19 protein-coding genes and 1 pseudogene are annotated in these 21820 nt (G+C 67.0%); 16 read left to right on the plus strand and 4 right to left on the minus strand.

The features are described 5' to 3' along the window. Positions 1-243 precede the first annotated feature (243 nt). From ASC92_RS00610 to ASC92_RS29170, 5 genes and pseudogenes are all read left to right on the plus strand, one after another. Positions 244-1485, plus strand: coding sequence for a 3-methyl-2-oxobutanoate dehydrogenase (2-methylpropanoyl-transferring) subunit alpha (locus tag ASC92_RS00610; protein ID WP_056511702.1), 1242 nt, complete (start codon positions 244-246; stop codon positions 1483-1485). Between the two features lie 5 nt (positions 1486-1490). Further along, the gene (locus tag ASC92_RS00615) at positions 1491-2504 is read left to right on the plus strand and encodes an alpha-ketoacid dehydrogenase subunit beta (protein ID WP_056511706.1); all 1014 of its coding nucleotides are present in this window, start codon (positions 1491-1493) and stop codon (positions 2502-2504) included. Next, the gene (locus ASC92_RS00620; protein ID WP_056509167.1) at positions 2505-3683 is read left to right on the plus strand and encodes a dihydrolipoamide acetyltransferase family protein; all 1179 of its coding nucleotides are present in this window, start codon (positions 2505-2507) and stop codon (positions 3681-3683) included. A 56-nt stretch (positions 3684-3739) separates the two neighbouring features. Next, positions 3740-4102 (plus strand): cupin 2 conserved barrel domain protein, encoded by a 363-nt coding sequence (locus tag ASC92_RS00625; RefSeq protein WP_056509171.1) that lies wholly within the window; start codon positions 3740-3742, stop codon positions 4100-4102. A gap of 25 nt (positions 4103-4127) precedes the next feature. After that, positions 4128-4222: pseudogene (locus ASC92_RS29170) on the plus strand (VOC family protein); the annotation flags it as partial. A gap of 17 nt (positions 4223-4239) precedes the next feature. Here the strand turns inward: ASC92_RS29170 and ASC92_RS00630 are convergent. Beyond that, positions 4240-4815, minus strand: coding sequence for a phosphatase PAP2 family protein (locus ASC92_RS00630; RefSeq protein WP_056509176.1), 576 nt, complete (start codon positions 4813-4815; stop codon positions 4240-4242). 116 nt (positions 4816-4931) lie between these two features. Further along, a complete protein-coding gene (locus ASC92_RS00635; protein WP_235505634.1) occupies positions 4932-5531 on the minus strand; it encodes a TOBE domain-containing protein in 600 nt (199 codons plus the stop codon). Between ASC92_RS00635 and ASC92_RS00640 the strand changes: the two genes are divergently transcribed. After that, positions 5467-6780 (plus strand): lytic murein transglycosylase, encoded by a 1314-nt coding sequence (locus ASC92_RS00640; protein ID WP_056509180.1) that lies wholly within the window; start codon positions 5467-5469, stop codon positions 6778-6780. The two genes, ASC92_RS00635 and ASC92_RS00640, sit on opposite strands and share 65 nt — an antisense overlap. A 152-nt stretch (positions 6781-6932) precedes the next feature. Here ASC92_RS00640 and ASC92_RS00645 read toward each other — a convergent pair whose 3' ends face one another. Beyond that, the gene (locus tag ASC92_RS00645; RefSeq protein WP_056509183.1) at positions 6933-7862 is read right to left on the minus strand and encodes an SMP-30/gluconolactonase/LRE family protein; all 930 of its coding nucleotides are present in this window, start codon (positions 7860-7862) and stop codon (positions 6933-6935) included. A gap of 132 nt (positions 7863-7994) precedes the next feature. Here ASC92_RS00645 and ASC92_RS00650 point away from each other — a divergent pair, with 132 nt between their 5' ends. After that, entirely contained in the window at positions 7995-8768 is a 774-nt protein-coding gene (locus ASC92_RS00650; RefSeq protein WP_056509185.1) for an SDR family NAD(P)-dependent oxidoreductase, read from the plus strand. Between the two features lie 108 nt (positions 8769-8876). Here the strand turns inward: ASC92_RS00650 and ASC92_RS00655 are convergent, their stop codons facing one another. Next, entirely contained in the window at positions 8877-9836 is a 960-nt protein-coding gene (locus ASC92_RS00655) for a LysR family transcriptional regulator (RefSeq protein ID WP_056509189.1), read from the minus strand. A gap of 148 nt (positions 9837-9984) precedes the next feature. Between ASC92_RS00655 and ASC92_RS00660 the strand changes: the two genes are divergently transcribed. From ASC92_RS00660 to ASC92_RS00700, 9 genes are all read left to right on the plus strand, one after another. Continuing rightward, complete coding sequence (locus ASC92_RS00660) at positions 9985-11439, plus strand: aldehyde dehydrogenase family protein (protein ID WP_056509192.1); 1455 nt, start codon at positions 9985-9987, stop codon at positions 11437-11439. Between the two features lie 50 nt (positions 11440-11489). Then, a complete protein-coding gene (locus ASC92_RS00665) occupies positions 11490-12455 on the plus strand; it encodes an ABC transporter substrate-binding protein (protein WP_056509196.1) in 966 nt (321 codons plus the stop codon). An 11-nt stretch (positions 12456-12466) separates the two neighbouring features. After that, entirely contained in the window at positions 12467-13537 is a 1071-nt protein-coding gene (chvE, locus tag ASC92_RS00670) for a multiple monosaccharide ABC transporter substrate-binding protein (protein ID WP_056509199.1), read from the plus strand. 26 nt (positions 13538-13563) lie between these two features. Further along, on the plus strand, positions 13564-15090 hold the full coding sequence (gene mmsA, locus ASC92_RS00675; protein WP_056511710.1) for a multiple monosaccharide ABC transporter ATP-binding protein: 1527 nt from the start codon (positions 13564-13566) through the stop codon (positions 15088-15090). Then, entirely contained in the window at positions 15077-16288 is a 1212-nt protein-coding gene (gene mmsB / locus ASC92_RS00680) for a multiple monosaccharide ABC transporter permease (protein WP_056509202.1), read from the plus strand. The genes mmsA and mmsB overlap by 14 nt, the downstream gene beginning before the upstream one ends. A 6-nt stretch (positions 16289-16294) precedes the next feature. Next, the gene (locus ASC92_RS00685) at positions 16295-17815 is read left to right on the plus strand and encodes a sugar ABC transporter ATP-binding protein (RefSeq protein WP_056509206.1); all 1521 of its coding nucleotides are present in this window, start codon (positions 16295-16297) and stop codon (positions 17813-17815) included. Positions 17816-17995: 180 nt separating this feature from the next. Next, positions 17996-19051 (plus strand): ABC transporter permease, encoded by a 1056-nt coding sequence (locus ASC92_RS00690; protein WP_056509208.1) that lies wholly within the window; start codon positions 17996-17998, stop codon positions 19049-19051. Further along, the gene (gene yjfF, locus ASC92_RS00695) at positions 19048-20076 is read left to right on the plus strand and encodes a galactofuranose ABC transporter, permease protein YjfF (protein WP_056509211.1); all 1029 of its coding nucleotides are present in this window, start codon (positions 19048-19050) and stop codon (positions 20074-20076) included. Before ASC92_RS00690 ends, yjfF begins: the two co-directional genes overlap by 4 nt. Before the next feature lie 4 nt (positions 20077-20080). Next, positions 20081-21817: an IlvD/Edd family dehydratase gene (locus tag ASC92_RS00700; RefSeq protein WP_056509212.1), complete on the plus strand. Its 1737-nt coding sequence runs from the start codon at positions 20081-20083 to the stop codon at positions 21815-21817. Positions 21818-21820 lie beyond the last annotated feature (3 nt).

The raw sequence follows: 21820 nt of genomic DNA on the forward strand, positions 1-21820 counted from the left end.
GGCATCTTCGACCTCCATTCGTGGAGAGCCCCATGCGGCTGCGGTGGCTGCCGTCACCAGCGGGCTCGATCCTCCACTCTACGCCATCGCAAATGCCGTCGCCGCACAATCGGCGCCGTGCCGCGAACCTTGCCTGGCCCCGCGCCCCCGCCAAAAGAAATACGCGATTGACCGACTGCGCTCCAGCCTGAAATTCGCTAGGCTTTGCTGGCGAGCGATCCCATCGAGCGCGGAGACAACGCAATGAGCCAGGGCGTATCTCTTCGTCTGCATGTGCCGGAGCCCACCGGGCGGCCGGGGCATGAGACCGACTTTTCCTATCTCCACCTGTCGCGTGCCGGCGAGGTGCGAAAACCCCCGGTCGACGCATCGCCGGCCGACACCAGCGATCTGGCCTACACGCTGGTGCGCGTGCTCGACGACGAGGGCCGCGCGGTTGGCCCGTGGGCGCCGCAGGCCGACCCCGAGCTGCTGCGCCGCGGCCTGCGCGCGATGATGAAGACGCGCGCCTTCGACGCCCGCATGCTGATCGCGCAGCGGCAGAAAAAAATCTCGTTCTACATCCAGTGCCTCGGCGAAGAGGCCATCGCCACCGGCCACGCGCTGGCGCTGCAGCAGGGCGACATGTGCTTTCCCACCTACCGCCAGCAGGGCCTGCTTCTGGCGCGCGACGATGTGCCGATGGTGGACATGGTCTGCGAGCTGATGTCCAACGAGCGCGACCCGCTCAAGGGGCGGCAGCTGCCGGTGTGCTATTCGATGAAGCGGGCCGGCTTCTTCTCGATTTCGGGCAACCTGGCCACGCAGTTCATCCAGGCGGTGGGCTGGGGCATGGCCTCGGCGATCAAGGGCGACACGCGCATCGCCTCGGGCTGGATCGGTGACGGCGCCACCGCCGAGTCCGACTTCCATACGGCGCTGACCTTCGCGCACGTCTATCGCGCGCCGGTGATCCTCAACGTGGTCAACAACCAGTGGGCGATCTCGACCTTCCAGGCGATCGCCGGCGGCGAGGCCACCACCTTCGCGGCGCGCGGCGTCGGCTGCGGCATTGCGTCGCTGCGTGTCGACGGCAACGACTTTCTCGCAGTGCTGGGGGCCTCGCGCTGGGCCGCAGAGCGTGCCCGCGGCAACCTCGGGCCGGCGCTGATCGAATGGGTCACCTACCGCGCCGGCGCGCATTCGACCTCGGACGATCCGTCGCGGTACCGTCCGGCCGACGACTGGGCGCATTTCCCGCTGGGCGATCCAATCCCGCGCCTGGCGCAGCACCTGACGGCGATCGGCGCCTGGTCGCCGCAGGAGCACGAGCAGACGCAGGCCGACATGGAGGCGCAGGTGAACACCGCGCTGAAGGAGGCCGAGCGCTTCGGCTCGATGGCCGATGGCCATGTCGCTGGTGCCGCCACCATGTTCGAGGACGTCTACAAGGAGATGCCCGAACACCTGAAGCGCCAGCGCGAACAGCTCTCGTCGCAGGGGTGACCAGCATGGCCTCGATGACCATGATCCAGGCCCTGCGCTCCGCCATGGACGTGATGCTCGAACGCGACGACAACGTGATCATCTATGGCCAGGACGTGGGCTACTTCGGCGGCGTGTTCCGCTGCACCGAAGGCCTGCAGGCCAAGTACGGCCGCTCGCGCGTGTTCGACGCGCCGATCAACGAGGGCGGCATCGTCGGCTCGGCCATCGGCATGGGCGCCTACGGCCTGCGCCCCGTGGTGGAAGTGCAGTTCGCCGACTACGTCTATCCGGCCTACGACCAGATCGTGTCCGAGGCGGCGCGCCTGCGCTACCGCTCGGCGGGCGACTTCACCGCGCCGATCACCATCCGCATGCCCTGCGGCGGCGGCATCTACGGCGGCCAGACGCACAGCCAGAGCCCCGAGGCGCTGTTCACGCACGTCTGCGGGCTGCGCACGGTGATGCCCTCGAATCCGCGCGATGCCAAGGGCCTCCTGATCGCCTCGATCGAGAACGACGACCCGGTCATCTTTCTCGAGCCCAAGCGGCTGTACAACGGCCCCTTCGACGGCCACCACGACCGGCCGCTGGTGTCCTGGTCGGCCCATCCGCTGGGCGAGGTGCCCGAGGGCTACTTCACGGTGCCGCTGGAGTCGGCCACCGTGTTCCGCCCCGGCGCCGACCTGACGGTGCTCAGCTACGGCACCATGGTCTTCGTCTCGGAAGCGGCCGCGCGGGAGACCGGCATCGATGCCGAGATCATCGACCTGCGCAGCCTGTGGCCGCTGGACCTGCAGACCCTCGTCGCTTCGGTGAAGAAGACCGGCCGCTGCGTGATCGTGCACGAGGCCACGCGAACCAACGGCTTCGGCGCCGAGCTGGCGGCGCTGGTGCAGGAGCATTGCTTCCATCACCTGGAGGCGCCGATCGAGCGCGTGGCCGGCTGGGACACGCCCTACCCGCATGCGCAGGAGTGGGCCTACTTCCCGGGCCCGGCGCGCGTCGGCGCGGCTTTCCGGCGCGCCATGGAGAACTGAATGGGCACGCATGCGATCAAGGTGCCGGACCTCGGCGAGGGCATCGCCGAGGTGGAGCTGGTGGCGTGGCGCGTTCAGCCCGGCGACACGGTGGCCGAAGACCAGGTGCTGGCCGACGTGATGACGGACAAGGCCACCGTCGAGATTCCCTCGCCGGTCGCGGGCCAGGTGCTCGCGCTCGGCGGCGAAGTGGGGCAGCAGCTCGCGGTGGGCGCGGAGCTGATCCGGATCGACGTGGTGGCGGGCGGTGGGGCGCAGGCGCCTGCACCGGCACCGGCACCGGCCGAGCGCACCCCCCCATCGGCCGGCAAGCCGCTCGCCGCGCCCGCAGTGCGTCATCGAGCCGCGATCCTCCGCATCGATCTGCAGCAGGTACCGGGCAGCGGCGCGGACGGCCGCATCCTGCACGAAGACCTCGACGCCTGGCTGGTCCGCGGGCCCGGTTCGCAGGCGCCGAGTGCGGCGCGCTACGCAGAGCGCAACGACGAGGAGGCCGTGCCCGTGGCCGGCGTGCGCCGCCGCATCGCCCAGCGCATGCAGGATGCGATGCGCCGCATCCCGCACTTCACCTACGTCGAGGAAGTCGACGTGACCGAGCTGGAGCTGCTGCGCGCGCAGCTCAACGAACGCTGGGGCAGCGAGCGCGCGCACCTGACGCTGCTGCCGCTGCTGGTGCGTGCCATCGTGCTGGCGCTGCCGCGCTTCCCGCAGGTCAATGCCCGCTTCGACGACGAGGCGGGCGTGCTCACGCGCCACGGCGCGGTGCACGTCGGCATCGCGACCCAGACCGCGGTCGGCCTCATGGTGCCGGTGCTGCGCCACGCGGAGGCACGCGACCTCTGGTCCTGCGCGGCCGAGATCGCGCGCCTGGCCGAGGCCGCGCGCGCGGGCCGCGCCACGCGCGACGAACTGAGCGGCTCGACCCTCACCGTCACCAGCCTCGGCGCACTGGGCGGCATTGCCTCCACGCCGATCATCAACGCGCCCGAGGTGGCCATCGTCGGCGTCAACCGCATCGTGCAGCGCCCGGTGATGCAGGGCGGCGCGGTGGCCGCGCGCCGCATGATGAACCTGTCCTCCTCCTTCGACCACCGCGTGGTCGATGGCCAGCTTGCGGCCGAATTCGTGCAGGCCGTGCGGGCTGCGCTCGAATGCCCGGCGCTGCTTTTTGTCGACTAGCCGGCGTTCGAACGAACCGGCTGGACAGCGCGCTCTCACCTTGCCAAACTCCCCGCATGGCCCTCCATCACGCATCATCCGGTCAGGTCGTGGCCCTCGGCACGCTCGACGTGCAGGCGGCGGAGACCCGCGCACTCCTGAAGGCCCGCGACCTCGAGATCATGTGGCTGGTGCTGCCGGCCGGCAAACAGGTTCCGCCGCACGCCGTCTCCACGTCGATGACCTTGCAGTGCATGCGCGGAAAGGTCGAGGTGCAGGTCGGCGGCAGCGTGAAGCTGCTGGAGGCCGACGAGGTCATGTACCTTGCCGGCGGCGTGACGCACGGCTTGCACGCGCTGGAAGACGCCCGGCTGCTGATGACCATCGTGCTGCCGGCCAGCCGCGCCGATGTGCCCAACTCTCCAGGAGACGCGAAATGACCAGCAGGAACACGATCTCGATCCCGATCCCGATCCCGCGGCGGCCAAGCGCGCGTTCGACGCGATGATGACCATGGGAAGATCGACATCGCCGCGATAGAGGCGGCTCGGCGCGGCTGACCCGAAGCACTCGACCATCACCTGTCCAAGCCGAGCCACGCGCGCAGTTCCTCCCGGGCGGCGGCGAAATCGCCTTGATACGCCGGATTCCCCTGGATCAGGACCGCGATCATCGTCGCCAGGCGTCGACCTGCCTCGATATCGCTCGGGTAGTGAACGCCACCGAGCACGCGGTTCTCGCCGAACTCACTGGCACGCGCGAAGATCTGCGCGCGTTTTTCCGGAACCATCTCGGCCAGCACGATGCCCGCCAGATAGGCGAAGGTCGAATGGCCGCTCGGGTAGGAGCCGCTGGAGACGCTCTGCTCCAGATCGGCGATGGATCGCTCTGCCTGCACTGGCGTGCGCTGCTGCTGCAGCACGAGCATCTGCTCGATCTCGCGCCGAGTAACCGCTTCATCGGGAGGCGGTGCCAAAAAGCGCGTGGTGTCGATCTGCCCTGCATCGAGGTAGGTCTTGTCCCTGGCCGGCGAGACGACGGTCTTTTCGCCGACCAGCGGCGGCACTCCGGTCGGCGACGGCACCTGCGTCGTGCAGGCGGTGAACAAGAAGGTGACAAGGGACAGCCAGCAGAGCTTGCGGGTGATGCGCATCGAGGGTCTCCATTCGGTGGGGCGACTCAAAGTAGCAGAGCAGGTGGCCTCCTTCCAATCACGTCTTCTGATGGCTGCCATAAGGGCATCGCACCCGGCACGCGCCGGGCGAAAAGCTAGGCCGCGAATTGCCGGCACTGCGCCAATTCGATGTCGAGCGTGATGTCGGTGCCGACAGGATGGCGCGACGTGCCGCGATGATGCGGTTCGTCCACCAGCACGACGTGATCGCCTATGCGCACTCGGTAGCGGACGGCCCTGCCCAGGAATTCGAGGTTCTCCACCATGCCTTCGAGCCAGGTGTAGCGGGCGTCGTGCACGTCGTCTTGACGGCCGATCTTCACGGCATGCGGGCGGAAGCCGATGGAAAACCGTGAGGCGGCTGGCGTGCCCGGCCGCAGCGGCACGCGGAGTTCGCCGACATCTTCAACGTCGAGCAGCAGCGCCCCGCCTTGCCGGGAGCGCGCAAAGCCGGTGAGCAGTTTCCATTGGCCGACTGCACGGGCAACGGCCGTGTTGGCCGGGTAGTCGTACAGGCTGATGGGGCTGCCGACCTGCTGGATGACACCGTTGTCCAGCCAGGTGTAGGAAAGGGGCGCGTCGGCGCGTGAGAACGGCTTGCCGCGGGGCGTCGCGGGTGAGAATTCGCGAATGCATCCAGCCAGCAGCACCTCCTTCCCGCATTCCACCCGGCTCGCGCTTGCGGCCGGGGCCATCGCCGCGCTCCTAGCAGGCTGCGCTTCCGCTCCACCCGGATCCGCAACGCAGCCGCCGGGCTCGACAGCGGGTGCACGGCCCGCAACCACGCCCATGCCTGCCGGCCCGGATGCGGCCGCGCTCGAACAGCAGCGTTTCGCAAAGTGGATCGCGGACTTCCGTGCCACCGCGCGCACGGCAGGCATCAGCGAGGCCACGTTGCGAAGCGCCTTCGACCCGGTGCAGTTTCTGCCGCGAGTCATCGAACTGGACCGCGCCCAGCCCGAGTTCACGCGCACCGCCTGGGACTATCTCGACAACACCGTCTCGCCCCAGCGCATTGCAACGGGCCAGGACAAGCTGCAGCAGGTTCGCGCCGAAGCCGATGCGGCCGCCGCGCGCTACAGCGTACCGGGCACCATCGTCGTCGCTATCTGGGGCATGGAAAGCAACTACGGCGGCAACTACGGCAGCACGCCGGTCATCGATGCGCTGGCCACGCTCGGCTTCGAGGGCCGCCGCGAAGACTGGGCGCGCCGCGAACTGCTGGCGGCGCTGAAGATTCTCGACAGCGGCGACATCGCGCGCGACCGCATGATTGGCTCCTGGGCGGGCGCCATGGGCCAGACCCAATTCCTGCCATCGAACTTCCTGGCCTACGCGGTGGATGCCGACGGCGACGGGCGGCGCGACATCTGGGGCAGCATGCCCGATGTCGTGGCCTCGACGGCAAACTTCCTCGCGCGATCGGGCTGGCAGGCCGGCATGCCGTGGGGCGTGGAGGTCCGGCTGCCGATGGGCTTCGATTACGGCCGCGCCGACATGGCCGTGCGCCAGTCCACCGCGCAGTGGACGGCCGAGGGGCTCAGGGCCATGGACGATCGGCCGCTGCCGGAGTTTGCCGATGGCGCGGTGCTGCTGCCCGCGGGTGCCCAGGGACCAGCCTTCCTGGTCGGGCCGAACTTTCGTGCCGTGCTGCGCTACAACAACTCGATCAACTATGCGCTCGCGGTGGGCCTGCTCGCGCAGCGCCTCGGCGGCGGCCCGGACGTGCAGGTGCCGTGGCCAAGGAACCTGGCGGCGCTCTCTCGCAGCCAGATGACCGAGCTGCAGACCGCGCTCAACCAGCGCGGCTTTGCCACCGGCGCGGCCGATGGCGTCATGGGGCCCGCCACCCGTGAAGGGCTGCGCCGCTACCAGCGCAGCGTCGGCTTGCCCGCGGATGGCTATCCGAGCGCAGAGCTGCTGCAGCGCTTGCAGCCGCCGTAGCGCTCGCGCGGACCGGTCACACCAACAGGAGACAGGAACGCGTGCACACCTTCTCTCGCACCGGCCTGGCTGTGGGCGCGATGCTCGCAGCCCCGGCCGTCGGCGGCTGCGCCTCGAGCACCTACGTCTCGCGGGCGAATCCGGCAGCTTCTTCAGCCCGCGAACAATGCCGCCGGCACCCCGGGGCTGCCGATTCGCACCCTGAACAATCCACCCGCCAGCGGCTCGGCCGCTTGCTGTTCGGCCGTGAGCCCATTGCGCGCGGTCGTGATGTAGAGCGTGCACAGGTCGGCATCGCCGAAGGCGCAATCGGTGACGTGGCTCGCGGGCAGCGGAATGCGGCACAGCTCGGTCGCGCTCATCGGGTCGTGGCAGGTCACGCAGGAGCCGCCCCAATGCGCGATCCAGAGGCGGCCGGCCGCGTCGGTGGTCATGCCGTCGGGCAGGCCATCGGGCTTCGGGAAGCGGTGCCACACGCGCCGGTTCGACACCGTGCCCGCCTCCACGTCGAAGTCGTAGGCGTAGAGGTTGTTGCGCACCGTGTTGTTGAAGTACATCGTGCGCCCGTCGGCCGACCACGTCGGGCCGTTGGTCACCTCGAAGCCGTCGTCGTGCCTCGTGCAGCGGCCGTCGGCGTCGTAGCGGTAGAGCGCGCCGGTGGGTGCCTGGCAGTCGAAGTCCATGCTGCCGCCCCAGAAGCGGCCGCGGCTGTCGCACTTGCCGTCGTTGAAGCGGTTGCCGGTGCGCTCGGGCTCGGGCTGGTGCAGGTAGCGCGGCTTCGCGTCGTCGCCGGGCTCGGTGGTGTCGAACAGCGCGAAGCCGCGGCGCAGCGTGACGACGAGGCCCGGAGCCGAGGCGCGCTCGGCGATGGCGGTGATTTCCTCGTCGAAGGTCCAGGTGCGCTGCGCGCCGCTGGCGGGGTCGTAGCGGAACAGTCGCGGCGTGAGGATGTCGATCCAGTAGAGCGCCTGCTCGCGCTGCGACCACATCGTGCCCTCGCCGAGGTTGGCACCGGCGGGCCAGATGCATTCGGCTTCGCCATCGATCGAAGGGGGAAGGATGCCTGTCTCTTGCTTGTTCATTTGCTTTTCCTCGTCATGTCTTCTTGACTCGGCGGATCGTATCAAGGCATATTGATAACTGAAATTTAAAATTGAGGCATTGATGCATATGCATTTTGCAATGTCACCTGCCGAGCACTCTGGAGACTTTTCTTGAATTCCCCCCAACTTTCCATTTATCCCAGCCTGAAAGACCGCGCCGTTTTCGTCACCGGTGGCGGCAGCGGCATTGGCGCGGCCATCGTCACTGCCTTCGCGGCGCAGGGCGCGCGCGTCGCCTTCATCGACATCGCCGAGGGTTCCAGCGCGGCGCTTGCACGGCAGATCGAGGACGCCGGCCACGCTGCGCCCTGGTGGCGCGCCTGCGACGTGCGCGACATCGCCGCGCTGCAGAAGGCCGTTGCCGACGCCGCCGCCGAACTCGGCGACTTCGCGGTGCTGGTCAACAACGTGGCGAGCGACGACCGCCACACGCTCGAATCGGTCACGCCCGACTATTACGACAACCGCATGGCCATCAACGAGCGGCCGGCCCTGTTCGCGATCCAGTCGGTGGTGCCGGGCATGAAGCGGCTGGGCTTCGGCTCGGTGGTCAACCTGGGCTCCACGGGCTGGCAGACGAAGGGCTCGGGCTACCCTTGCTACGCGATCGCCAAGTCGTCGGTGAACGGCCTCACGCGCGGGCTGGCGGTAGACCTGGGCCGCGACCGCATCCGCATCAACACCGTGTCGCCCGGCTGGGTGATGACCGAGCGTCAGGTGAAGCTGTGGCTCGACGACGAAGGCGAACAGTCGCTCAAGCGCAACCAGTGCCTGCCCGACAAGCTGATGCCGGAAGACATCGCACGCATGGTGCTGTTCCTGGCATCGGACGACGCGAAGATGTGCACGGCTCAGGAGTTCACCGTGGACGCCGGCTGGACCTGAACGGAATTGCTGTGCGTGGAATGCCGCGGAACCGGCTTTGCCGGGCCGCTGGCGTTGCCCCCTGCAAGGGGGTTGGCGAAGCGACACGAAGTGCGCGAAGACTGGGGGTTAGTCCAGTTCCAGCTTCCGCCCGTACACGCTCATGGCCGCCGTCTTCAGCGCCTTCATCATCACCTTCGCCGCCGGCGACGGCAGCCGGTCGGTGCGCGTGATGATGCCGAAGGCATCCATGTGGCAGGGCATGTCCAGCGGCAGCAGCGACACGATGCCGTGCGCGGCGTAGTAGCGCGCCACGTCGGTCGCCAGCACCGCCACCATGTCGCTCTGCTGCAGCATGCGTGTGATGAAGAGCAGGGCCGAGCTCTCGATGGTGTTGGTCGGCGGCGCGAGGCCTACCTCCTGGAACATCAGCTCGAAGCGGTGGCGCAGCACGCTGCCCGAGGGCGGCACGATCCAGCCTGCGCTCACGACGTCGCGCAGCGTGAGCCCGCTCACGCCGAGCAGCGAATGGCCCGGGCGCACCAGCGCGCACACGGGCTCCTCGGTCAGGGCCTCGTAGCGCAGCTGCGACTTGTCGTGTTCGGCGAACAGTCGCGCCACCAGGATGTCGAGCTTGCCCTGCTCCAGCCGTTCGATCAGCACCGGGCTGGTCTCGATCTCCAGCGACACGCGCAGGTCGGGCTGCTCGCGCTTGACCATCGCCACGGCGGGCGGCATGAGCGTGAGGCCCGGCGCGGTGATGGCGCCCACGTTCACCTGGCCGAAGCGGCCGGCCTTGAGCGCCGTGAGCTCGTCGTGCGCCTGGTTCAGGCTCGCGAGTGCCACGCGGGCGTGGCGGATCATGGTCTCGCCGTACCAGGTCGGGCGCATGCCGCGCGGCAGGCGGTCGAACAGCGGCACCTCCAGCACGTCCTCCAGGTCCTTCAGCAGCTTGGAGGCGGCGGGCTGCGTCATGTTGAGCACCTGCGCCGCGCGATGGATGTTGCCTTCCTCGGCCAGCGCCACGAGCAGCAGCAGTTGCCGGGTCTTGAGGCGGGCGCGGATGAACCAGTGGTTGTAGTTGGTCATGTCTCTTTGGCTTGAAACGAAGGACTGATCGGGTTTTCCAGAATCCTATGATCGATATCCATTTTGCTTAAAAAACAATTGGATTGATATCAATTTTGTTCCTAGACTCGCCGCACATCCAGAACTACAGAGACAAGGCCCCGCCCCGGTGATTCACGGCGAGCTCCATCAGAACGTGCGGCAGTACATCAATGGCCGCTGGGAAACCAGCGCGACCACGGGTGTGAGCACCAATCCCTCGGACACCAGCGAAGTGGTGGCCGAGTACGCACGCGCCGATCGCCGTCAGGCCGAAGCCGCCATCCGCGCGGCCACCGAGGCCTTTCCCCATTGGAGCCACAGCACGCCGCAGCGGCGCGCCGACGTGCTCGACCGCATCGGCGCGGAGCTGCTCGCACGCAAGGACGACCTGGGCCTGCTGCTGGCGCGCGAGGTGGGCAAGACCCTGCCCGAGGCGGTGGCCGAGGTGGCGCGCGCGGGCCAGATCTTCAAGTTCTTTGCTGGCGAGGCCCTGCGTGGCGGTGGCGGCGAGAACGTGGCCTCGGTGCGCGCGGGTGTGCAGGTCGACGTCACGCGCGAGCCGGTCGGCGTGGTCGGGCTCATCACGCCGTGGAACTCGCCCTTCGTCATTCCCGCCTGGAAGATTGCGCCCGCGCTGGCCTATGGCAACAGCGTGGTGTTCAAGCCGGCCGAACTGGTGCCGGCCTGCGGCTGGGCGCTGGCCGAGATCATCAGCCGCGCCGCCTTGCCGGCCGGCGCCTTCAACCTCGTGATGGGCAGCGGCCGCGAGGTGGGGCAGGCGCTGGTCGACAGCGCGCTGGTCGATGCGCTGAGCTTCACGGGCTCGATGGCCAACGGCGAGCGCGTCTTGCAGGCCGCTGCCGCGAGGCGCGCCAAGGTGCAGCTCGAAACGGGCGGCAAGAACGCGCTGGTGGTGCTGGCCGATGCCGACCTCGACCGCGCCGTCGATTGCGCGGTGCAGGGCGCCTACTTTTCCGCCGGCCAGCGCTGCACCGCGTCGAGCCGGCTCATCGTCGAGGCGGCGGTGCACGATGCCTTCGTGGCCAAGCTGCGCCAGCGGCTCAAGACGCTGAAGATCGGCCATGCGCTGGAGCGCGGCGTCGACATCGGGCCGGTGGCCGACGAAGAGCGCCTTGCGCAGGACCTCGCCTGGGTCGAGGTGGCGCGCGAAGAGGGTGCCGAGCACGTGTGGGGCGGCGAGGCGCTCGAACGCGCCACCGCCGGCCACTACATGAGCCCCGCGCTGTTCCTGGCCAAGCCGGCGCACCGCATCGCGCGCGAGGAAATCTTCGGCCCGCTGGCCTGCGTGCTGCGCGCCGACGACTACGACGACGCGCTCGCGCTGTGCAACGACACGCCCTTCGGCCTGTGCGCGGGCATCTGCACCAATTCGCTGAAGCACGCGATGCATTTCAGGCGCCATGCCGTGGTCGGCATGACGATGGTCAATCTGCCGACCGCGGGGGTGGATTTCCACGTGCCCTTCGGCGGCCGCAAGGGGTCGGGCTACGGGCCGCGCGAACAAGGGCGCCACGCCGCGGAGTTCTACACGACGGTGAAGACCGGCTACATGCTGGCCTGAGCCACAAAAAAACTGTTCTCAACAAGCAAGTCAACAGAAGGAGATATCCCATGACCATGAATCGCCGCACTCTCAACACCGCACTGGCCGCCGCCGCCCTCGGTGGGCTGCTGCCCGTTTCTGCGCTCGCGCAGAAAAAACTCGTGCTCGGCTTCGCGCAGGTGGGCGCCGAAAGCGAATGGCGCACCGCCAACACCGAGTCGATCAAGTCGTCCGCGAAGGACGCCGGCATCGAGCTCAAGTTCTCCGATGCGCAGCAGAAGCAGGAAAACCAGATCAAGGCCATCCGCTCGTACATCGCGCAGAAGGTGGATGTGATCGCGTTCTCGCCCGTGGTCGAGTCGGGCTGGGAAACCGTGCTGCGCGAAGCCAAGGCCGCCAAGATCCCGGTGGTGCTGACCGACCGCTCCGTCAACACCAAGGACGACTCGCTCTACGTGACCTTCATGGGCTCGGACTTCACCGAGGAAGGCCGCAAGGCCGGCCGCTGGCTGGTCGAGAAGATGAAGGACCAGAAGGGCGACGTGAACATCGTCGAACTGCAGGGCACCGTGGGTTCGGCACCTGCCATCGACCGCAAGAAGGGTTTCGAGGAAATCATCAAGGCCGACCCGAAGTTCAAGATCATCCGCTCGCAGACCGGCGACTTCACGCGCGCCAAGGGCAAGGAGGTGATGGAAGCCTTCCTGAAGGCCGAGGGCAAGAAGATCAACGTGCTCTTCGCGCACAACGACGACATGGCCATCGGCGCGATCCAGGCCATCGAGGAAGCGGGCCTGAAGCCCGCGAAGGACATCACCATCATCTCCATCGACGGCGTGAAGGGCGCGTTCGAAGCGATGATCGCGGGCAAGCTCAACGTGTCGGTCGAATGCAGCCCGCTGCTCGGCCCGCAGCTGATGAGCGCCGTGAAAGACATCAAGGCCGGCAAGACGCTGCCCAAGCGCATCGTGACCGAAGAGAGCATCTTCCCGATGGAAGTCGCTGCCAAGGAATTCCCCAACCGCAAGTACTGAGAGCCACACCCATGAAACGCAAATTCCTCAAAGCATCGCTCGCGGGCATTGCCTTCGCCATCGTCGGCTTCACGCCGCTGGCCAACGCGCAGGACAAGGGCCTGATCGCGATCTCGATGCCCACCAAGTCGTCGGCCCGCTGGATCGCCGACGGCGCCAACATGGTCAAGTACTTCAAGGACAAGGGCTACAAGACCGACCTGCAGTACGCCGACGACGACATCCCCAACCAGCTCGCGCAGATCGAGAACATGGTGACCAAGGGCTCCAAGGTGCTGGTCATCGCGGCCATCGACGGCACCACGCTGTCCGACGTGCTGCAAAAGGCTGCCGACAAGGGCGTGAAGGTCATCGCGTACGACCGGCTCATCAAGGGCTCGAAGAACGTCGACTACTACGCCACCTTCGACAACTTCCAGGTCGGCGTGCTGCAGGCGCAGTCGATCGAGAAGGCGCTCGACCTGAAGGGCGGCAAGGGCCCGTTCAACATCGAGCTGTTCGGCGGCTCGCCCGACGACAACAACGCCTTCTTCTTCTACAACGGCGCGATGTCGGTGCTCGACCCGTACATCAAGAGCGGCAAGCTCGTGGTTCGCAGCAAGCAGATGGGCATGGACAAGGTCGGCACGCTGCGCTGGGACGGCGCGGTGGCGCAGGCGCGCATGGACAACCTGCTGTCGGCCTACTACACCAAGGACCGCGTCGACGCGGTGCTGTCGCCGTACGACGGCCTCTCGATCGGCATCCTGTCGTCGCTCAAGGGCGTGGGCTACGGCTCGGGCTCGCAGCCGATGCCCATCGTCTCGGGCCAGGACGCCGAGGTGCCTTCGATCAAGTCGATCCTGCGCAAGGAGCAGACCTCCACCGTGTTCAAGGACACGCGCGAGCTGGCCAAGGTGACGGTGGCGATGGCGGACGCGATGCTCTCGGGCAAGACGCCCGAAGTGAACGACACCAAAACCTACAACAACGGCATCAAGGTCGTGCCCTCGTACCTGCTGAAGCCGGTGAGCGTGGATGCGTCGAACTGGAAGCAGGTGCTGGTCGACAGCGGCTACTACAAGGAAAGCCAAGTCAAGTGAGCCAAGGCGAACGCACGATCCTCGAAATGCGCGGGATCACCAAGACGTTTCCGGGGGTGAAGGCCCTCAGCAACGTCAACCTCGCCGTGCGCGCGGGGGAGATCCACGCGGTGGTCGGCGAGAACGGCGCGGGCAAGTCGACGCTCATGAAAGTGCTGAGCGGCGTCTACCCGTGCGACTCGTACACCGGCGAGATCCATTTCGAGGGCGAGCTTCGCCGTTTCAAGGGCATCGCCGACAGCGAGAAACTCGGGATCATCATCATCCACCAGGAGCTTGCGCTGGTGCCGCTGCTGTCGATTGCCGAGAACATCTTCCTCGGCAACGAGATTGCGAGCGGTGGCGTGATCGACTGGTTCGCCGCCTATGCGAAGACGCGGGAGCTGCTTGCCAAGGTGGGCCTCAAGGAGCTGCCCACAACGCTCGTGACCGACCTCGGTGTCGGCAAGCAGCAGCTGGTGGAAATCGCCAAGGCGCTGGCCAAGGAGGTCAAGCTCCTGATCCTCGACGAGCCGACCGCGAGCCTGAACGAGAACGACAGCGATGCATTGCTGATGCTGCTGCTGGAGCTCAAGCGCCAGGGCATCGCGTCGATCCTCATCTCGCACAAGCTCAACGAAATCGCGAAGGTGGCCGATTCGGTCACCGTGCTGCGCGACGGCGCCACGGTCGAGACCATGGACTGCCGCGGCCAGCCGATCAGCGAGGACCGCATTATCCGCGGCATGGTCGGGCGCGACATGGCGCACCGCTATCCGCAGCGCACGCCGAAGATCGGCGAGACCGTGTTCGAGGTGCGCGACTGGCGCGTGCACCATGCGCTGCACGCCGACCGCGAACAGATCAAGGGCGTGAACCTGAACGTGCGCAAGGGCGAGATCGTCGGCATCGCGGGCCTCATGGGCGCGGGGCGCACCGAGCTCGCCATGAGCGTCTTTGGCAAGTCCTACGGCCAGCGCATCAGCGGCTCCGTGCTCATGCACGGCAAGCCGGTGGACGTGGGCACGGTGCGCAAGGCCATCGACCACGGCATCGCCTACGTCACCGAGGACCGCAAGGGCCTGGGGCTGGTGCTGGAGGAAGACATCCGCAAGAACATCAGCCTGGCCAACCTCGATGCGATCGCCGATTCGTCGGTGATCGACAACGGGCGTGAATTCAAGGTGGCCAACGAGTACCGCAAGGCGCTCAACATCCGCTGCTCGGGCATCGAGCAGCTGGTGGTCAATCTGTCGGGAGGCAACCAGCAGAAGGTGGTGTTGAGCAAGTGGCTCTTCACCAAGCCGGAACTGCTGATTCTCGACGAGCCCACGCGCGGCATCGACGTGGGCGCCAAGTACGAGATCTACACCATCATCGACCAGCTTGCGAGCGAGGGCAAAGGCATTCTCATGATTTCTTCGGAACTGCCGGAACTGCTCGGCATGTGCGACCGCATCTACGTAATGAACGAGGGGCGCTTCGTCGCCGAATTTCCGGTGGCCGAGGCCTCGCAGGAACGCATCATGCATGCCATCGTGAGCTCGGGGAGTTCGATCCATGTCGCAGCCTGAAGTCAACGCGGTGAAGTCCGCCGTTCCCGCCTCCGAGGCGCCGAAGCTGCATGTCGGCTTCCTGAAGAACAACCTGCGCGAATACGGCATGCTGATCTCGCTGGTCGCGATCATGGTGCTGTTCCAGGTGCTGACCGACGGCACGTTGCTGCGGCCGCTGAACCTCACCAACCTGCTGCTGCAGAACAGCTATGTGGTCATCATGGCGCTGGGCATGCTGCTGGTGATCGTGGCGGGGCACATCGACCTGTCGGTGGGCTCGGTCTGCGGCTTCATCGGCGCGCTGGCGGCGGTGCTGATGGTCGAGTACGAATGGCACTTCGTGCCGACGGCGATCGTGAGCATCCTCGCGGGCGCCATCATCGGCGCCGCGCAGGGCTGGTTCGTCGCGTTCCGCAAGATTCCGTCGTTCATCGTCACGCTCGCGGGCATGCTGGTGTTCAAGGGGCTCACGCTGGCGCTGCTGGCGGGGCAGTCGGTGGGGCCGTTCCCGGTGGAGTTCCAGCGGCTCAGCTCGGGCTTCATTCCCGATCCGCTGGGCGGCGACGCATTGCGCACCACCTCCCTGGTGGTGGGCGCGCTGGCCGCCGCGGCGCTGGTGTTCTTCAAGCTGCGCGGGCGCGCCAAGCTGGCGGCGCACGGCATGGACCAGGAGCCCTACGCCTTCTTCCTCGTGAAGAACCTGTTCTTCGCGGCCATCATCCTGTTCTTCAGCTACCTGCTGTCTACCTACAAGGGCCTGCCCAACGTGCTGATCGTGATGGCGGTGCTGATCGTGGTGTACGACTTCGTCACCAACCGCACCACCGTCGGGCGGCGCATCTATGCGCTGGGTGGCAACGAGAAGGCGGCGCGGCTGTCGGGCGTGAAGACGCAGCGGCTCGCCTTCCTCACCTTCGTGAACATGGGTGCGCTCGCCGCGTTGGCGGGCCTCGTGTTCGCGGCGCGGCTCAATACTGCGACGCCCAAGGCCGGCCTGGGCTTCGAGCTCGACGTGATCGCGGCCTGCTTCATCGGTGGCGCCTCGGCCTCGGGCGGCGTGGGCCGCGTGATGGGCGCGGTGATCGGCGCCTTCATCATGGGCGTGATGAACAACGGCATGTCGATCCTGGGCATCGGCATCGACTACCAGCAGGTCATCAAGGGCCTGGTGCTGCTGGCGGCGGTGTTCATCGACGTCTACAACAAGAACAAGTAGCCGCGCATGACAGACGGCAGCGTCAGCCCCGTGCTCGAGCTTCGGGGCATCCACAAGCAGTTCGGCAGCATCCAGGTGCTGCGCGACGTCCGGCTCAGCCTGTACCCCGGCGAGATCCATGCGCTGATGGGGCAGAACGGGGCGGGCAAGTCGACGCTCATCAAGGTGCTGACGGGCGTGCTGCCTTCGAGCGGCGGCGAGATGTTCCTCGACGGCCAGCCGATTCATCCGGCCTCACCCCTCGACGCGCAGAAGCTGGGCATCAGCACGGTCTACCAGGAGGTGAACCTGTGCCCCAACCTGTCGGTGGCAGAGAACGTGTTCGCGGGGCGCTATCCGCGCTGCGGCGTGGCGCAGGGTTTTCGCATCGACTGGGCTTCCGTGAACCGGCGCGCCGAAGAGCTGCTGGCGCGCATCGGGCTCGACATCGACGTGACGCGGCTGCTTTCGAGCTACTCGGTGGCGGTGCAGCAGATGGTGGCTATCGCGCGTGCGCTGGGCGTGTCGTCGAAGGTGCTGATCCTCGACGAGCCGACCTCGAGCCTGGACGACGACGAGGTGGAAAAGCTGTTCGAGGTGCTGCGGCGCTTGCGCGGCGAGGGGCTGGCCATCGTCTTCGTGACGCACTTTTTCAACCAGATGTATGCGGTGTCGGACCGCATCACGGTGCTGCGCAACGGCAGTTGGATCGGCGAGTGGCGTGCCGCAGACCTGGGACCGCAGGCGTTGATCGCCGCGATGCTCGGGCGTGAGCTGGCGGCGCAGTCGGCGCGGCCCGCTGCCTTGCCTGCGTTCGACGAGGCCGCACCTGCCTTGCTGCAGACCGAAGGGTTGGGCCAGGCGGGCCAGCTGCAGGCGACGGATTTGCGTGTGCGTGCCGGCGAAGTGGTCGGCATCGCGGGCCTGCTGGGCGCGGGCCGCACGGAACTCGCAAGGCTGCTGTTCGGGCTGGAGTTGCCGGACCGCGGCGTGCTCAAGGTCGATGGCCGCACCATGAGCTTCTCGAACCCGGCCGATGCCATTCGCGAAGGCCTTGCGCTGTGTCCCGAAGAACGCAAGACCGATGGCATCGTCGCGGAGTTGTCGGTACGCGAGAACATCGCGCTGGCGCTGCAGGCGCGCCTGGGCACAAAGCGCTTTCTCTCGCATGCCGAGCAGACCGAGATGGCCGAGCGCTTCGTGAAGTCGCTCGGCATCAAGACCGCGAGCGTCGAGACGCCCATCGGGCTGCTGTCGGGCGGCAACCAGCAGAAGGCCATGATCGCGCGCTGGCTCGCGACCGAGCCGCGCCTGCTGATTCTCGACGAGCCCACGCGAGGCATCGACGTGGCGGCCAAGCAGGAAATCATGGAAGAGATCCTGCGGCTCGCGAAGGCGGGCATGGCGGTGATCTTCATCTCGTCGGAAATGAGCGAGGTGGTGCGCGTGGCGCACCGCATCGTGGTGCTGCGGGACCGGAAGAAGGTGGGCGAGTTGCCGGGCGGCTCGACGGAGGACGAGGTCTACGAAATGATTGCTGCAGCATGAGCCGAACCCTGTCTTCGCGTTGTCCCCTCTCCCGCTTGCGGGAGAGGGCTAGGGTGAGGGCGTCAGGCCTCCGCATTCGCGTGCTTCTTCCATCGCCCCAACCCTCACCCCAGCCCTCTCCCGCAAGCGGGAGAGGGAGCAAGAACAGCGCGGCGTGCGGCGCTCGCTGGAGTAACTGACATGGCCAACGACAACGACCGTCCGATCCGCCTGGCACACGTCATGAGCCACCGCCTCGCCTGGCCCATCGTCACGCTGCTCCTGCTGCTCGCGGTCAACATCGCATTCAACACCAGCTTCCTGCATCTCGAATGGCGCGAAGGCCATCTCTACGGCAGCCTGATCGACATCCTGAACCGCGCGGCGCCTCTGGTGCTCGTGTCGCTCGGCATGACGCTCGTGATCGCCACGCGCGGCATCGACATCTCGGTGGGCGCGGTGGTCGCCATTGCGGCGGCGCTCGCGGCCTGGATGATCGGCGGCTCGGTGGCCAACGACGTGAGCCGCTTCCCGATGCCGCTCGCCATCCTCGCGGCCATCGGCATCGCGTTGCTGTGCGGGCTGTGGAACGGGCTGCTGGTCGCCAAGGTCGGCATGCAGCCGATCATCGCGACGCTGATCCTCATGGTGGCGGGGCGCGGCATTGCGCAGCTCATCGCCGACGGGCAGATCATCACGATCTACTACAAGCCCTTCTTCTTCCTCGGCAGCGGCTACCTGCTCGGGCTGCCGTTCTCGCTGTTCATCGTGGCGGCGGTGTTCGTGCTGCTGTACCTGGCGATCACGCGCACGGCGCTGGGCCTGTTCATCCAGGCGGTGGGCATCAACCCGACGGCGGCGCGCGTGGCGGGCGTGCAGGCGCGGCGGCTGATCGTCGGTGCGTATGCGTTCTGCGGTGCCTGCGCGGGCGTGGCGGGCTTGCTCATCAGCTCCAACGTGAAGAGCGCGGACGGCAACAACGCGGGTCAACTGATCGAGCTGGACGCGATCCTCGCGGTCACGCTGGGCGGCACGGCACTCACTGGCGGGCGCTTCAGCCTCGTGGGCAGCGTGATCGGCGCGCTGATCATCCAGACACTGACCTATGCGATCTATTCGCTGGGGGTGCCGCCGGAGATCAACCTTGTCGTGAAGGCGGGCGTGGTGTTTGCGGTGATGCTGCTGCAGTCGCCGGAGTTCAGGTCGCAGGTGCGGGCGCTGGCGCAGCGGCCCGTGCACGAAGGGGGACGGGCATGAGCGCGGTGATCGATTCGGCACCCTCACCCCAGCCCTCTCCCGCGCGCGGGAGAGGGGGCAGGAAGGGGCTCAATCCGAAATATTTACCACTGGCGGCGACGATCTCGCTGTTTGTGCTGGTGGCTACGCTGGGTTCTGTTTTCTACGACGGCTTCTTCTCGGCGCAGGTGTTCCTCAACCTGCTGATCGACAACGCCTTCCTGATCGTCGTGGCCGTGGGCATGACCTTCGTGATTCTCTCGGGCGGCATCGATTTGTCGGTGGGTTCGGTGATCGCGCTCACCACCATGATCTCGGCCTCGCTGGTGGAGAAGCACGGCTGGAGCCCCGGTATCGTGATTCCGCTGGTGCTGGCGATGGGCACGGCTTTCGGTGCGTTCATGGGCTTGCTCATCGAGCGTTTCCGGCTGCAGCCGTTCATCGTCACGCTGGCCGGCATGTTCCTGGCGCGAGGGCTGTGCTACCTGATCAGCATCGACTCGATCAGCATCACCAACGAGTTCTACTCGGAGGTCTCGCAGATCCGCATCCCGATCTGGGGCGAGGCTTCGGTGTCGATCAGCGCGGTGATCGCCGTGGTGGTGCTGCTGGCGGCGATCTTCATCGCGCACTGCACGCCTTTCGGCCGCGCGGTGTACGCCATCGGCGGCAGCGAGAACTCGGCGATGCTGATGGGCCTGCCGGTGCGCCGCACGCTCGTTGGCGTGTACACGCTCTCGGGCTTCTGCTCGGCACTGGCCGGCGTGATCTTCACCTTCTACATGCTCTCGGGCTACGGGCTGCATGCCATCGGGCTGGAGCTCGACGCCATCGCGGCGGTGGTGATCGGCGGCACGCTGCTCACGGGCGGCGTGGGCTATGTGGCGGGCACGCTGTTTGGCGTGCTGATGCTCGGGATCATCCAGACCCTCATTTCATTCGACGGCACGCTGAGCTCGTGGTGGACCCGCATCGTGGTCGGCGCACTGCTGTTCGTTTTCTGTTTGTTGCAACGCTTTTTCACCTCGCGCACTCCGCGCCGCTGACTCAATGACAAAAAAACTGCGCTCGACCGAATGGTTCGGCTCCGCCGACAAGAACGGCTTCATGTACCGCAGCTGGATGAAGAACCAGGGCATCCCGGACCATGAGTTCGATGGCCGCCCGATCATCGGCATCTGCAACACCTGGTCGGAACTCACGCCGTGCAACGCGCACTTCCGCAAGATCGCCGAGCACGTGAAGCGCGGCATCTCGGAGGCGGGCGGCTTCCCGGTGGAGTTTCCGGTGTTCTCCAACGGCGAATCGAACCTGCGGCCCACCGCCATGCTCACGCGCAACCTCGCGAGCATGGACGTGGAAGAAGCCATCCGCGGCAACCCGGTCGATGCGGTGGTGCTGCTCACGGGCTGCGACAAGACCACGCCCGCGCTGCTGATGGGCGCTGCGAGCTGCGACATCCCGGCCATCGTGGTCACGGGCGGGCCGATGCTCAACGGCAAGCTCGAAGGCAAGAACATCGGTTCGGGCACGGCCGTGTGGCAGCTGCACGAATCGCTGAAGGCGGGCGAGATCAACCTGCACCAGTTCCTCTCGGCAGAGGGCGGCATGTCGCGTTCGGCGGGCACCTGCAACACGATGGGTACGGCCTCGACCATGGCCTGCATGGCCGAGGCGCTCGGTACCTCGCTGCCGCACAACGCGGCCATTCCGGCCGTCGATGCGCGGCGCTACGTGCTCGCGCAGATGTCGGGCATGCGCGCGGTGGAGATGGCCAAGGAAGGGCTCACGCTGTCGAAGATCCTCACGCGCGAAGCCTTCGAGAACGCCATCCGCGTGAACGCGGCCATCGGCGGTTCGACCAACGCAGTGATCCACCTGAAGGCGATCGCGGGGCGCATCGGTGTCGAGCTGGAGCTGGAAGACTGGACGCGCATCGGCAGCAACACGCCGACCATCGTCGACCTGATGCCTTCGGGCCGCTTCCTGATGGAAGAGTTCTATTACGCCGGCGGCCTGCCCGCCGTGCTGCGCCGGCTCGGCGAGAACGGGCTGCTGCCGCACCCCGGCGCGCTCACCGTCAACGGCCAGTCGATCTGGGACAACGTGCGCGATGCGCCGAGCCTCGACGACGAGGTGATCCGCCCGCTCGACAAGCCGCTGATCGCCGACGGCGGCATCCGCATCCTGCGCGGCAACCTGTCGCCGCGCGGCGCGGTGCTCAAGCCCTCGGCCGCATCGCCGGAGCTGCTGAAGCACCGCGGGCGCGCGGTGGTGTTCGAGAACCTGGAGCACTACAAGGCACGCATCGTCGATGAAGACCTCGACATCGACGCAAGCTGCGTGATGGTGCTGAAGAACTGTGGCCCCAAGGGCTACCCCGGCATGGCCGAGGTGGGCAACATGGGGTTGCCGCCCAAGTTGCTGCGCCAGGGCGTGAAGGACATGGTGCGCATCTCGGACGCGCGCATGAGCGGCACGGCCTACGGCACGGTGGTGCTGCACGTCGCACCCGAGGCGGCTGACGGCGGGCCGCTGGCGGCGGTGCGCGACGGCGACTGGATCGAGCTCGACTGCGATGCGGGGCGATTGCACCTCGACATCAGCGACGAGGAACTGGCAGCGCGCCTGGCGTCGCTGTCTTCTTCGGATGCACAACCGATGAGCACGCGCGGCGGCGGCTACCAGAAGCTCTACGTCAACCACGTGCTGCAGGCCGACGAAGGCTGCGACTTCGACTTCCTCGTCGGCTGCAGAGGCTCGGCCGTGCCGCGCCATTCGCATTGAATT

The sequence above is a fragment of the Variovorax sp. Root411 genome, assembly GCF_001425205.1.
Taxonomy (GTDB): Bacteria; Pseudomonadota; Gammaproteobacteria; order Burkholderiales; family Burkholderiaceae_C; genus Variovorax.